Annotated in this window: 11 protein-coding genes; 2 read left to right on the top strand and 9 right to left on the bottom strand. The window is 62.2% G+C overall.

What is annotated here, in order from left to right:
- Positions 1-153 precede the first annotated feature (153 nt).
- Positions 154-1,167: an exo-alpha-sialidase gene (locus NUW13_10040; protein ID MCR4439363.1), complete on the top strand. Its 1,014-nt coding sequence runs from the start codon at positions 154-156 to the stop codon at positions 1,165-1,167.
- Between the two features lie 99 nt (positions 1,168-1,266).
- The gene (gene polX / locus NUW13_10035) at positions 1,267-2,988 is read left to right on the top strand and encodes a DNA polymerase/3'-5' exonuclease PolX (protein ID MCR4439362.1); all 1,722 of its coding nucleotides are present in this window, start codon (positions 1,267-1,269) and stop codon (positions 2,986-2,988) included.
- A gap of 293 nt (positions 2,989-3,281) precedes the next feature.
- Here polX and NUW13_10030 read toward each other — a convergent pair whose 3' ends face one another.
- From NUW13_10030 to NUW13_09990, 9 genes are all read right to left on the bottom strand, one after another.
- Positions 3,282-5,798: a TonB-dependent receptor gene (locus tag NUW13_10030; protein MCR4439361.1), complete on the bottom strand. Its 2,517-nt coding sequence runs from the start codon at positions 5,796-5,798 to the stop codon at positions 3,282-3,284.
- 1 nt (position 5,799) lies between these two features.
- Entirely contained in the window at positions 5,800-6,567 is a 768-nt protein-coding gene (locus NUW13_10025) for a hypothetical protein (GenBank protein MCR4439360.1), read from the bottom strand.
- Positions 6,564-7,577 (bottom strand): PorV/PorQ family protein, encoded by a 1,014-nt coding sequence (locus NUW13_10020; protein MCR4439359.1) that lies wholly within the window; start codon positions 7,575-7,577, stop codon positions 6,564-6,566. The genes NUW13_10025 and NUW13_10020 overlap by 4 nt, the downstream gene beginning before the upstream one ends.
- 90 nt (positions 7,578-7,667) lie before the next feature.
- Positions 7,668-7,886 (bottom strand): hypothetical protein, encoded by a 219-nt coding sequence (locus NUW13_10015; GenBank protein MCR4439358.1) that lies wholly within the window; start codon positions 7,884-7,886, stop codon positions 7,668-7,670.
- Positions 7,883-10,654, bottom strand: coding sequence for a hypothetical protein (locus NUW13_10010; protein MCR4439357.1), 2,772 nt, complete (start codon positions 10,652-10,654; stop codon positions 7,883-7,885). The genes NUW13_10015 and NUW13_10010 overlap by 4 nt, the downstream gene beginning before the upstream one ends.
- 68 nt (positions 10,655-10,722) lie before the next feature.
- Positions 10,723-10,932 (bottom strand): hypothetical protein, encoded by a 210-nt coding sequence (locus NUW13_10005; protein MCR4439356.1) that lies wholly within the window; start codon positions 10,930-10,932, stop codon positions 10,723-10,725.
- Positions 10,933-11,230: 298 nt separating this feature from the next.
- Positions 11,231-12,319, bottom strand: coding sequence for an AIR synthase family protein (locus NUW13_10000; protein ID MCR4439355.1), 1,089 nt, complete (start codon positions 12,317-12,319; stop codon positions 11,231-11,233).
- Positions 12,316-12,612 carry a TIGR04076 family protein gene (locus tag NUW13_09995; GenBank protein MCR4439354.1) on the bottom strand — a complete coding sequence of 99 codons (297 nt, stop codon included), beginning with the start codon at positions 12,610-12,612 and terminating at the stop codon, positions 12,316-12,318. The genes NUW13_10000 and NUW13_09995 overlap by 4 nt, the downstream gene beginning before the upstream one ends.
- 24 nt (positions 12,613-12,636) lie before the next feature.
- A complete protein-coding gene (locus NUW13_09990) occupies positions 12,637-13,401 on the bottom strand; it encodes an SDR family oxidoreductase (GenBank protein ID MCR4439353.1) in 765 nt (254 codons plus the stop codon).
- Positions 13,402-13,444 lie beyond the last annotated feature (43 nt).

The following is a 13,444-nucleotide window of genomic DNA, read 5'->3' as shown; positions in this document are numbered from 1 at the left end:
CGCCATTACGGCAACATTGTCAATGCCTTTTTGCCTTGCAAGGCAGTCCCCCTGCCATTCCTCTTGATTTTCAGCCCAAGAATGCATAATATTGCGCAGAAGTCGGTCCCGCGTATATGGCGAATTCAGCACTGAAGCCTGTCTGGAGAGGGAATGAAACGACCTTTTCGCTTCCTGTTCCTCTTGGTTGCCGGCGTGGTCTTGTACTGCCTCGTTTCGAGGTGCGACCGGAAGGGGCCTCAGCCGCAGGCCGCGGCGCAATTGCTTCGCGTAGAGCGCATCTGGGACAAGGCGCCGCACCATGCGTTCACGGACCTTATCCGCTTCCGGGGCCATTGGTTCTGCGTCTGCCGGGAAGGGCAAGACCACATCTCCTTTGACGGCGTTCTGCGCGTCCTCACCTCCAAGGATGGTCGTCGCTGGCAATCTGCGGCCTTGCTGGCCGTCCCGGAGGCCGACCTGCGCGACGGCAAATTCTCGCTCACACCTGCTGAGTCCCTCATGCTCATCGCCGGCGCGCGACGTGGGACAGAGCCCGCCAACTTTGCATCGCTCGTCTGGTTCTCTGGCGACGGGCACCACTGGAGCGGTCCGACACAGGTCGCAGACCCAGACTACTGGCTGTGGCGGGTGACCTGGCACAAGGGTATCTGCTACGGCCTTGGCTACTCATGCGGACCAGAGCACAACACCAGGCTGTACGCCAGCCGCGATGGCAGGACGTTTACGACACTGGTGCCCAGGGTGTACGACCTCGACTACGCCAACGAGTCGTCGCTGGTTTTCGTCGAGGGCGACACAATGCTCTGCCTGCTGCGGCGGGATCCAGAACAGGGGCTGCTGGGCATAGCCGGGCCACCCTACAGCCAGTGGCGCTGGTTGCCCCTTGGCGTGCGCATCGGCGGGCCCTGCATGCTGCGCCTCCCTGACGGACGCCTGCTGGCTGCCGTGCGCCTCTACGACCAGCGCATGCGCACCGCACTCTGCTGGGTCAATCGCCAGCAGGGCACGCTGGAGGAGCTCCTGACTCTTCCCTCCGGCGGGGACACCAGCTACCCGGGACTGGTCTGGCACAAGAAGAGGCTGTGGGTCAGCTACTACTCAACCCACGAGGAAAAGACCGCCGTCTATTTGGCAGAAGTGACGTTGGCCATTGGGGGCGAATAGCACATCCGCAGGTCCCATCGGCTGGGGCCTGTCAGAGAGCACTGCGCCAAGGCCGCCCTGGGCGATCGACAACGCACGGCCTGGCACGAGGAGATGGCCATGACCAATCAGGAGATCGCGCGGATCCTGTTGCACATCGCCGACATCCTCGACATCCAGGGGGAAAACCCCTTCAAGGTTCGCGCCTACGTCCGGGCCGCTCAGACACTGGACGGACTCACCTATGAGGTGAGCACCATGAGCGACCCGGCGCAACTGCGCGAGCTGCCGGGCATCGGCGAGGCAATCGCCAAGAAGATCCACGAGCTGGTGACCACCGGCACGCTTCGCTACTACGAAGAGCTCAAACAATCGCCCTACGCCAAGCTCACCGATCTGCTGCGCATCCCCGGCATGGGGCCCAAGCATGTGAGGCTGGTGTACGATGAGCTGGGGGTCAGCACCATCGAGCAGCTCAAGGAGGCCGCCGAGCAAGGGAAGCTGCGCGGCCTGCCTGGCCTGAGCGAAAAGTCCGAGCAAAAAATTCTGGAAGGCATTCAACAGGTCCTCAGGTTCCAGGAGCGTCTGCCTCTCGGTTACGTCCTGCCCCAGGCAAAGGCCATGGTGGAGAGCCTGCAGAAAGTCAACGAGGTGCAGCAGGCCTCACTTGCGGGCTCCCTGCGGCGCATGAAGGAGACGGTCGCCGACGTCGATATCCTGGTCGCCTCCTCGCAACCCGAGCCGGTCATGGAGGCCTTCACCCACCTGCCACAGGTCGAGAAGGTGCTGAGCAAAGGGAGCACAAAGTCCAGCATCCTGAGCAAGGACGGCTTCCAGGTGGACCTGCGCGTGGTGCCGCCTGAGAGCTTTGGTGCGGCACAGCACTACTTCACGGGCTCCAAGGCGCACTACATCCACATCCGCTCCTTGGGCGTCGACAGGGGACTCAAGATCAACGAGTACGGCGTGTTCAAGGGTGAGGAGCTGCTGGGCGGGGCAAGCGAAGAGGAGGTCTTCGCCGCCGTCGGCCTGCCCTGGATACCACCGGAGTTGCGCGAGGACCAGGGCGAGATCGAGGCGGCGGCGCAGGGACGCCTGCCACGTCTACTGAGCCAGGAAGACTTGCGCGGCGACCTCCACGTGCACAGCAACTGGACCGATGGCGCCGACCCGATTGCCGACATGGCCGCAGCTGCCCAAGCGAAGGGTTACGCTTATCTCGCCGTCTGCGACCACTCGCCCACCGTGGGCATCACCAACGGCCTGACCCCAGAGCGCCTCTTGGCGCAAATGGCCGAAATCGACAGCCTGAACCAACGCCTTGCCGCCGCAGGAAACCCCTTCCGCCTCCTCAAGGGCATCGAGGTGGACATCAAGCCGGACGGCACACTCGACTTGCCTGATGACCTCCTGGCCCGGTTGGACATCGTCGTGGCCGCCGTCCACACCCGCTTCAATCTGAGCGCCGAGGAGATGACCGAGCGCATCGTCCGCGCCATCGAAAACCCGGTGGTGGACGTCATCGCCCATCCCACCGGCAGGCTGATCGGGCGACGAGAGGCCTACCAGGTGGATGTTGACGCACTCATCGAGGCCTGTCGCGCCTGCAATAAGGCTTTGGAACTCAACGCCTATCCGGAGCGGCTGGACCTCTCCGACCTGCACTGCCGGAAGGCAAAAGAGAAGGGCGTGAAAGTAGCCATTTCCACCGACGCGCATCGGGTGGGCAACTTGGAGTGGATGGCCTACGGGGTGGCAACGGCTCGCCGTGGCTGGTTGGAGCCGCAATATGTGCTGAACTGCCTCTCTCTGGACGAGCTCATGGCCTGGCTGCAACGATAGGGTGACGGCGGCCTCCTTTGGCCCACGCGACCATCCAACTGCCAGCAACGAAAGGAACTGCGTCAGGCAAGGGCGACCACGGGGAATGCGGTGATAGCCAATGCCGCCGGACAGGCGCGGCGGCGAGGACAGCCAGCCCTGTCGCCGCAAGGCAGCCGGTCAAGCGAGTGCCCCCTGTTTTCCCTGCTGGCGAGCAGTCGACTGCCTGTCAGTGTCCATCAGCACTTTAGCCTTGCAGCATGCCGGGAGGCGGTTCTTCCGTGGCTTGCGCAGCGGCACTTTAGCCTCGCCACCTACCGCTGCGCCCCCAACACCAGCCGCACGCCGAGGTTGACTCGCCGGCCAACATCCCAGGCGCTGCAGTCGCCCAGCTCGCCGCCTGGCTTGCCATCGGAGGCCACCCACAGGATGTTGGCCCGGTCCAAAATGTTGCGCACGTCCAGATAGCAGCCCAAGGTCGCCCACCTGGCCAAACGCAGCTCTGTGGAGAACTTGACGTCCAGGCAAGAGACTTCGCTCATCCGTCTGTTGTTGGGGATGAGCTTCGTGGTGAGGTCCGGCAGAATGCCCGTACGCGAAGGATAGTAGGTGTACGGTCGTGGCGAATTCCAGCGCCAAACGACATTGACACCCCAGCGGCGTAGTTTTCCCACGAATCCCTCCACGACCAGCGTGTGCCGCTGGTCCCAGCTCAGATAGTATTCCTGATTGGGAACCTCGAAGCCCCACATGAAGTAGTTCAGCCCCTGCTGCGCGTTCCCACTGTAGCCGCGCGCGAGCATGTAGGTGTAGCTGACCTTGCCGGAGCAATAGGCACTGTAGCGCTTTTCTACCACCACCTCCAGGCCGCTGGAGCGGGCCGCAGGCAAATTCACATACTGCGTAAATCCGTCATCTTCTGCTTTGGAATCGGTGGCCAGGAAGGTCTTCGTGTCCACCAACCCGCTCATCTCCTTCTGAAAATAGGTCAGCGACAAGAGCACGTCCTGCCGCAAACTGTGCTTATAGCTGAACTCATAGGCCTTGGTGCGTTCCGGCTTCAGGTCGGGATTGCCGTACAGGAGACGAATCCCCTTCTTCAGGTCAAAGTGAAGGCCGGTGTACATGTAGTCAAAGAGAGGCACCTGGAAGAAGTAGCCAAAGTTGACGAAGAAAAACCCGGAGCTACCCACTGGGAAAGCCAGGCCGACGCGCGGCGAGAGCTGGTGCTTGATCGAGGCGGGCACCCAGGTCTTGACCTCCTGACGAAACTCCTCCTGGGTGACCGGAATCCACTCCACCACCGGGCGCTCGGCGCGGGGATTGAGCACGTCGTAGCGCACGCCGACGTTGGCGACAAAGATGCCGTTATCGATTTTGTCCTGTGCATAGAGGGCCGCCTGCCAGGGCTGGTAGCGGTAAGTGCTACTGAAATTCAAAAGCGGGCGGTCAATCAAAGGACGACCCCAGAATGTTTTCTGCGGTTCATACTTGACCAGGTCGTTGTACAAGTCAAAGTACTGCAATTCGCCCCCACATTTGACCTGGTGAATCTCCCCGAGCTGCGCGGTGAGGTCGGCCTTTGCCACATAGGTGGTCTGGCGCGCCTCCTGCCACCAGAGCCGTCTGCCGGAGATGATGAAGTAGTACCATGGTAGTTCATATTGAAATGCCTGCGACGGGTCTACCTGGCTCTTGTCCCCCTGGCCCATGCGATGGTGCACAAAATAACGGCCCAAGTTCACGGTGCAGAAAAGCCACTTTCTGGGCGTGTGGGTCAGTGTGGCGCTGAGGCGATAGGACTGCTTCCAGCGCGGGGGTAGGCCAGCAAGGTTGTAGCGCCAGCGGTATTCGTAGTCGTGCCAATCCCAGTCCGAGTAGAGAACTTGGTAGACGGTGCGCAGGTCTCGCGTCAGGTCGGCCTTCACCTTCGCTACCAGGTTGAGGTTCTTCTCTATGGGAGAGCCAAACACCGGCACCATGTCCTGCCACCAGCGCGTGTCTGACAGGCGCAGGTTGGAACTAACGAAATAGGTTGCCCGCTCCCTCTTGAGGGGACCAGAGGCCAACACCTCATACTCACGCAGGTGGTTGGATTCCTCAACGCCCAGGCGGTCGTCCAGTGCGCGCAGCCACGCCTCGAAGCGATCGCTCCCACTCTTGGTCACGACGTTGACGATGCCGGACATGGCGTTCCCATACTCGGCGTTGAACCCGCCGGTCTGCACAGTCAGTTCTACTACCGAGGCGTTGGGCAGGTCGCTACTCTGGCCACCCATCATGGCGTCCTGGATGGGCAGGCCGTCGACCAGGTAGAGCACCTCGGTGTCCCTGCCCCCGCGAATGTGCCCGTCAGCAGTCACGCCGGGCTGCAGCACGAGCAGGTCACGGAAGGAGTCCACCGGCAGGTCGTCCAACTTGGAGCCGGCCACCAGGTGCGTGCTTCCGGTCACATCCCGCTGTATGAGAGGTCGCTCGGCCGTTGCCACAACGATCTGCCCGAGGTCGAGAACTTGCGGTTCGAGCTCCACCTCAAGGGAGGTCTTCAGGTCCATGATGATGCGCACGTCGCGCACCTCGCAGGGCACATAGCCAATCATGCTCACCCGCACGGTATAGGTCCCCGCGGGCAGGTGGTAGACGAAGAAACGGCCCTCGCTGTTGGTGGCCGCGCCATAGCGCGTGCTCACGAGGACGACGTTGACCCCTGCGAGCGGCTCCTTGGTAGTCTTGTCCACCACCGTGCCAGTGAGTGTCCCTGTAGTCCCTGCAAGGAGGGAGGCTCCCGGGAGCACGAACTGCGCCGCAAGCAAGAGGCAACGCCCGCGCATCTCATCCTCCTGCTGAGGCCGGCCCTTCTGCGCACGAGTACTTCGGGGTCATGCCGTGGGGAAATAGGTAGAAGATGGTCAGTTCAAACTCGTTGCTCTCTATGGGCGGATACTCGCGGAAGAGTTGCACACTGGCCTTGGCCCTCACCACTACCGGTGGGTCGAAAGCAACGAGCGAGTCCAAGGTCACCGTGCGCAGGGTCCGGCAATAGATCCACGGCACAATCTTCTTCTCTCGCGTCTCTGGGTCGTACACGATGCGGTCCACCATTCTGCTGAGGACGATGGTCAGCTGATAGGGCTCATACCGATGGATGGATTTACCCTGGTCGTCTGTCTGGTCCCAGATGAGCTTGTTTTCTGTGAACAGCACGGTGGTGTGCCCGGGGTGGATGACCAGGCTCTCGTTGCCGGTGGTATCCGCGTAAGTGAGCGTCTTACTCCACCCGCCTCCGTCGCGTGGCCAGATGCGCAGGGTGACCTTTATCCACTTGGTTCCATCAATGGTCTCGTCGAACACGTTTTCTACCGCTATACGAAAGAAGACCTGCCATTGCCTGAAAAGTGCCATCTCCTCCGGAGGGACTTTGTCCATCTTGTAGCGGTCTTCAAAGTCCGGTGGTTGTGGGAAAGCGGTTTGGCCGAACGTGGTATGGAGGTGAGCCTTGAGCACCTCGCCCCGCGGCGGCCCTTCCGGGATCTTTTCTTCGCAGGCCAGGGCAAGCGTCACCGGCAACGTCCACACCAGCCATGTGCGCATGTTCTTCAAAAGGCGACTCCTATGGTGAACCGGTTTGTGCCCCCCAGGTCTTTGTGGTCGACAAAGGCATAATCGACTTGCAGGGCCCAACTGCTCAGACGGTAGAGCAGGCCGCCTCCCAAGCTGAGGCGGGGCGTGTCGTAGCCGTAGTGATAGCCAAGGCGGAAGGCGAGCGTCTGCCGCCACAGATATTCGGCACCGAAATTGGCTCTGATGGGTGCGTCATTCGCGTCCACCAGGTCTGCGCCGACCAGCAGCCTGTGGTCGGCGCGCGCCAGCAGTTGCCCCGCCGGGCCCACCAGCTCGCTCATCGCACCCAAGCGGATGGCGGCCGGCAAGGGCCACCTCTCCGTACGCAGCTGATACTGGCCACCACTGCCTTCGCCTGGCACAGGGGTCACATCCACCAGGAGGTCTTCTCCGTACATCTGCAGTTTCCCGCCAAAGTTCGACAGGCACACCCCTAAGGTGGTGCCGAACAATCCAGTGGCGAACTGCATGCCGCCATCGAAGGCCAGAGCATGCGCGGTCTCATTGTAGATGCCTTCTTGGACAAACTTGCCCGTGATGCCGACCGCCAAGCGGTCGGTGATGGCACGGGCGTAGCTGAGGCCCAATGCCAAGCTGCGTACGCCGTAGAATTCTCCCGTGCCGTTGGGCTCCTGCAGCGTGGTAATCTCAATATCGCCGGCGTGCAGGTAACAGGCGTGTAGTCCCAGGGCGCCATATGGGCCCAGAGGCTCTATGTAGCCCACGAAACCGTAGTTCAAATCTAGGTAAAGATCGCTATAGGAGACCTGCAACGTGCGGTGTTGGACGGCAGCGGCCCCTGCGGGGTTCCAATAGAGGCTGCTGACGTCCCCGGAAAAGGCGACAAAGGCATCCCCTAACGCCGCTGCGCGTGCTCCGGCACCCAGCTTCAGGAATTGCGCCGCCGAGGTACCGACGCGACTGATTTCCTGAGCTGCGCCGAAGCTTGCAATACCGCCCAGGACGAGGAGCAAACAGACCTTTTTCATTGCCAGTGCCCTCCTGAACAAAGAGCTTTCTTGCCAAGCCCGCGCTCGACATCACAAGCGAGGAGAACCTGGCGCGCGGAGGGGCCACCCCTACCTGACCACCGCAAACTTGCCCCGATGGCTCCTGCCCTCCGGCGTCTCCACCACATACAGGTACAACCCATACGCCACCGGCAAACCCTCCTTGTTCCGCAAATCCCACCAACAATACCCCCGCCCCACACTGTCATGATGAAGCGTCACCACATGATCACCACCCACCGTGTACACCCGCACCTCACACCGCGCCGGCACATTCACAAAACTCACCCGCCGATCCTCCGGCCCCTCTCCCATCCCGCCCCCGCCACGTACGGATTCGGCACCACCCGAATGCGCGCTAAATCCTCCCCCTCAGCCACCCGCGCCCGCATCCCCTCCGTCACCACCAAGTACCGATCCCCCACCCGAAACGGCTTGGTCGTCACTATCCGCGCCACATCCCCCACCCCAGGCGGCACGTCCTGCCCCCCCTGCGGCCTGCGCAGCACGATCGTCCAGGTGTTGACCTTTCTGTCCCCTACCTTCTCCCGGAAAGAGATGCAATCGCCACTGGTCCAGGTGGCCTTCATCGCTCCGGTCGTATCTTGGCGGGAATCGTAGAAAATGTCCCACTCCACTTTTTCGCCACTGGTAATGTTCCAGATGGTAAACGGCGCAGTCTTGCCGGTGGCATACCCCTTTTCGTGCTCGCTGCCAAATCGAATCTCATAGCTGGCGCGCGGCGGGCTACCTACGCGTCGCCCGGTGATCCTCCAGGTGCAGGGGGACCTGTCTTGGCCGTGCCAGCATCCACTGCTATCGTGCCAAACCCCTTGCGTGTCAAAACCGCACACCCATAGCCGCACTCCGTCGAACACCGGCCCCTCCTGGCAGCGCGTCTCCGGCACCTGGGCAAGCACCATTGCCCTCCGATCTTGGTCGTCCACCCAGTAACACATACTGCCCGGCCTGCTCGTGTCATCGAAGGCGATGGTGTACGTATGGCCGGTGACCAGAAATTCGTCCACCACCTCCACTAGGATCGAGCCGTTGCCCAGTGTACCCGGCAGCGGTCTGATTGCCGCCGTGGGTCCCAGGTAGTTGCTCGGCACCACCCCAGGGACCACCCTTGCTAAGTTGGAGTCTCTGTCGGGGTCTGTCCCCTTGGAGCTGTCTGACGAGCGAAATGGCGGCCAGCCCTCGGGATTGTACTGCGGATCGGACCGCACCCGCCGGTCGTAGGAGCAGACGCCGTACCAGTAGGTGACCCCGTTGGTGACGGTGGTGTCGGTCCAGGCGTGGGCGAGCCCGCTCTCGGAGCCCAGGTCGGCATGGGGATACTCGGGGTCAAGCCCGTAGTAACCGTCTCTCAGATCAAACTGCGCCATGAGGTGCCAACCGGCGCTTTGCCGCCCGTTTCTGCCCGGCTGGTGGAGCTTGGGGTCGACGGTAGTGCGGTAGATCCGGTAGCCCTCAAACTCCTGGTAGCCGAAGATCAGGTCGCGCGCCTCCTGGGCCCGGCGGTCCCAGTAGAGGGTCACCCGGCGGTCGCCCGGCACGGCAAAGACCTTGGGCGCCGGCGGCGGCCCGGAGCGCTGGTAGCCGAGCTCATAGATTCGCCGGGCTGTGCCGGCGTTGAGCTTGAGATCCTTCAGGTCCTCGCCGACGAGCACGGCAGCCACAAAGCGCAGTGTGTCCCCCCTGGCCCAGTTGAAGGGACCGCTCGAGAGCAACAACGTCGCGTCGCGGAGCTTTTCCGGGTACCTTCTGGCAATCCCCTGGGGAGAGTCAAAATGAGGATCGAGCGCGCCCGTCCTATCAGGAATGAAAAAATGGTCCCGCAGGTCTGGTGGCAAGCCAGACGTGTCACCGCTCAGCACCTTGTACTGCCAGAGATCCCTGTCCTTCCGCTTGAAGAAATCAAATGGTCTCCCGAAACGATCCAAGCCGCGACCCTGACAGAGGTGGAAGCCGCTCATGCCCGTCTTTTCCCCTTCCGCTTCATCGACGTCACCGTCACAGTCGTTGTCGATGCCGTCGGTGGGAGGAGCCGAAGGGGTGTCAAGGAGCATGACCCCGATGGAAGGAACTACCAAATCGCGCTTGCCTTCTCTGGCGCGGATCCGCTCCACCGCCTCCGGGCGCTTGTACCAATAGCCCAGATCGTAAAGCGTGCCGCTTGTGCCTATGCCCGGCTCTCTGCGGATGAAGCTCACCGCATCCCCCTCCCACGGGTTCAGAACCCACCGCACGTCGCAGATCAGCCCCACCTGCACACCGCCGTAGGAAAAGGCAGGAGTGTTGATCGGGTGGAGTTCGTAGAAAACCACATCTTCCAGGTAGCTATCGGCGCAGGCGCGGACCTGGCACTCCACCTTGGCGCCGATTCGGTAACTGCGTGCCCCGAGATACACACGTTCGGCGTAGGGATCGGTGAAACAGAAAAAAAGCTCCTGGTCCGCAGCGAATACTCCTGGGATTTTCTTGCCGGTGGTGGGGTCCTTGGCCCACGAGCCCGGCCAGCGAGGGCGGTCGTAAGGGTCCAAGGGCCAGGTGTTAGGCAGAGTGGAGGTGGCCATTATCGGCACGAGAGGCGAATCGGCATCGGGATAGAGGTCGCCGGTCAAGACCTCACCGGAGAAGTAGTTGCCCAATGCGCCTGGGCAGGGCCCCCAGTCTGGTCCAGCCTCAAACCCCTCAGGCGCAGTGGCGGAGAAGCCTTCGGCCACTGCCGGGCCCAGGCTGACGGTGTCGCCAACCTCTGGGTCGAAGACGCGCGGCGTCCACGGACCCTCGGGGATCCCGACCAAAAGATCGAGGCCATGCCAGAAACCGACGCCGTTCGGGCGAGAGGGACTTACCCCACCACTCCATCCCAGGTGGCCGTTAGGCCATTCCCTCCTTGGTACGCGCCCCACGTCAATAACCCCAAAGCAGAAATCCGGGCTCGGCGTCCACCACTGCGCACGTAACGGGACTATGGTAGGTACCACGACCAGCAGAGCCGAAAACAACCACGACCTCCTGGCCTGCTGTCTCAGTAGTTCTCTTGACATGGGCCTCCCTCGTGGGAGAAAGGGCTGCTGTCCCCGCACCCGCTTTTCGGTGGCCAGAGCCCCCGCCGTCACTGATAGTAGAGGGAAAAGTCATGCCACTCATCCTGTCCGTAGCAGAGGAAAGAGTAGAAGTCGTACATGTCGTCGTAGGCAGCTACCACATCTATCCACACCGGGTCGGTTTGGGGCTTGCGGCACCTGTCCAGGCACATGTCGTAGTAGCCGCTGCCGTCGCTCGTCAGCTGCTCACACTCTTGGCCGCCCTTGTAGGCAGTCATCAAGGCACCCGCTGCCACAAGCCAGGCATGCGCCCTGTCGCTCCAATAGTAAGGGTACCCACAGATGAATTTGGCCGCGGTAGAAGTAGCAGCAGGGCGGGACGATAGAGCAAAGGAAAGGAGCAGGAGGCTTACGCCCCTCCATGCGAGGTACAGCGGTCGCTCGCGCATAAGATCACCCCCTTCATCCCGATCTCTTCGCTCGGTTCACCAAAGATTTGGACACAGCAGCTTTGCTGTCAATTTGCGAACTCGCCGCCTTCGCGTCAAAGCCGATGTTGGCCGTGGGCGCCACCGGTCATCCCTTTAGCCGAGAGCCGGCGGCACCGTCGGAGCCCTCCTTGTGGAAGCCGCCTGTCCCCGCGGCGAAGAGTTTAGTGATTTCGTCCTGCGCAAACAGAGGCAGGGCAACAAAGCCGTCTTCTCGCCTGAGAAGGAGGCCTTTTTCCGGTGGCACCACCCGGCCGATGAGCCGGGCTTGAATGCCAGCTCGCTGCAGGCCAGATACAATACGCGCGGCGTCGCCTGGCGGTGCACCAATCAGCAAAGCCCCCGAGGCGATCGTGCCCAGCGGGTCAAGGCCATACTGGTCGCAGAGAATCTTACACTCCGGTAGGATGGGGATGCGCTGCTCGTCGATTTCCAGGCCTACCCCGGCGGCAGCAGCCAACTCGCGCAGGCCAGTGACCAGCCCGCCTTCGGTCGGGTCGTGGAGGGCGTGCACGGTGCCGGCCTGGCAAGCAATGGCAGCGTCGCGCACCACGCTGATGCCTGGCGAGAAAATCAGCTCCCGGCAGCGGGCCACTAACTCGGGTCCGAAGAGTTCAGTCAGCTCCTGGGCGCGCTCGCGGGCGATGATGGAGCCTCCTTCGATGGGCACGCCTTTGGTCAGAATGATCTGGTCCCCAGGCTGCAGACCGGCACTGGTGACAAGGCCTTCTTTCGGCACTTCGCCCAGCATTTGCCCCACCACGATGGGACGGTCGAGCCCGGCGGTGATTTCTGTGTGGCCCCCACAGAGCAAGATGTCCAGCTTCTGGCACGCCTCGGCAAGTTGGGCAAAGATGGCTTCGGCCATTTGCTCCGTCGCGCTCCCTTCGGGCAGGAGAATTGTGGCCAGAAACCAGCGCGGGCGAGCACCCATACACGCCACGTCATTGGCGTTAATCACCACCGCATAGAACCCGATCTCGTCGCTCACGAAGGTGATCGGGTCGGTCTTGGCCACCAGGCAGGTGGCGCCAAAGTCGATCACGGCGGCATCAACACCGATGGCCGGGCCCACCAGGATCCGGTCATCGCGGCCAGTATAGCGATGCAAGAGCCCGGCGAGAAGGTCTTGGGGCAGCTTGCCCACCTGTAGGAAGTGTCCGCGCGGAGCCTTCATACCTTGTCGATCCGGAACGTCACGGTGCCGCCGCCGGTGAGCTCACACGGGTCTAAGCACTGTACGTAGGCGCTCGTGCCCTCCTTGGCGAGGCCAATGGACACGGGCGACACCCCCTGAAAGAGCGCAACGTGGTAGGGCAACAATGAGGCCAAGGAGTGAAGACAGATGCTCGCCCGCTCACCAGACCTAAGAATGTAACCTTCCTCCAAAAAGAAGTCCTCACCCTCGCGATATACCGGGCAGTGGCCCTTCACGCTATGGACGGTGATGCGAAGACCTTGCTTTGCCATTGGCTGCACCTCCCGGGTAGCGGGTTAGCCGCACAACACTGACCCACCGTTCACGTTGAGGATCTCGCCCGTGATGTAGGTGGCAAGGTCAGACGCAAGGAAGACGATGGCGCCGGCGACCTCCATGGCAGTGCCAGCACGGCGCAGAGGGATGGTGGCGGAGATCTTTTCGCCCTCCTGCCGTAGGGCCTCGGCCGACATGTCCGTGTCCACCCAGCCAGGGGCCACGCAGTTGACCAAGATGTTATGGGGCGCCAGCTCAGCGGCCAACGACTTGGTGAAGCTGATGATGGCCCCTTTGGTAGCCGCGTAGTGGGAGTGAAAGGCCTCGCCGCGCTGTCCGGCGGTGGAGGAGACGTTGATGATACGGCCTCCGCCACGAGCGATCATCAGCGGCACCACCGCCCGGCAGCAGTAGAAGACGCTGTCCAGATTGACGCGCATCGTCTCCCGCCAGACCTCTTCCTCCATCTCTGCAATAGCCCCGTAGGTCCAGATGCCCGCGTTGTTGACCAACACGTCCATCGTGCCAAAGGCCTGTTGGGCTTCCTGGATCATTGCTTCCACTTGCGGGCGGTCGCTGACGTCCGCGCAGACGGCCAGCGCCTTGCCGCCTTGCGCGCGGATGCGCTCCACCACCTTGTCAGCCGCCGTTTTCTGACGGAAATAGTTGACCACCACGTGCGCGCCCGCCCGCGCAAAGAGCTCCGCGGCCGCCGCGCCAATACCCCGCGAGGCCCCGGTGATGAGAGCCACCTTCCCTGAAAGGCCAATGAGCGTTCCTTGCATGCCGTCCTCTCCTGGTCTGACCTGCCTATATGCTCCAGAATGC

This window comes from candidate division KSB1 bacterium, from assembly GCA_024655945.1.
In the GTDB taxonomy this organism is placed as follows: Bacteria; Zhuqueibacterota; Zhuqueibacteria; order JANLFK01; family Oleimicrobiaceae; genus Oleimicrobium.
This window is presented reverse-complemented; position numbering and strand designations above follow the sequence as displayed.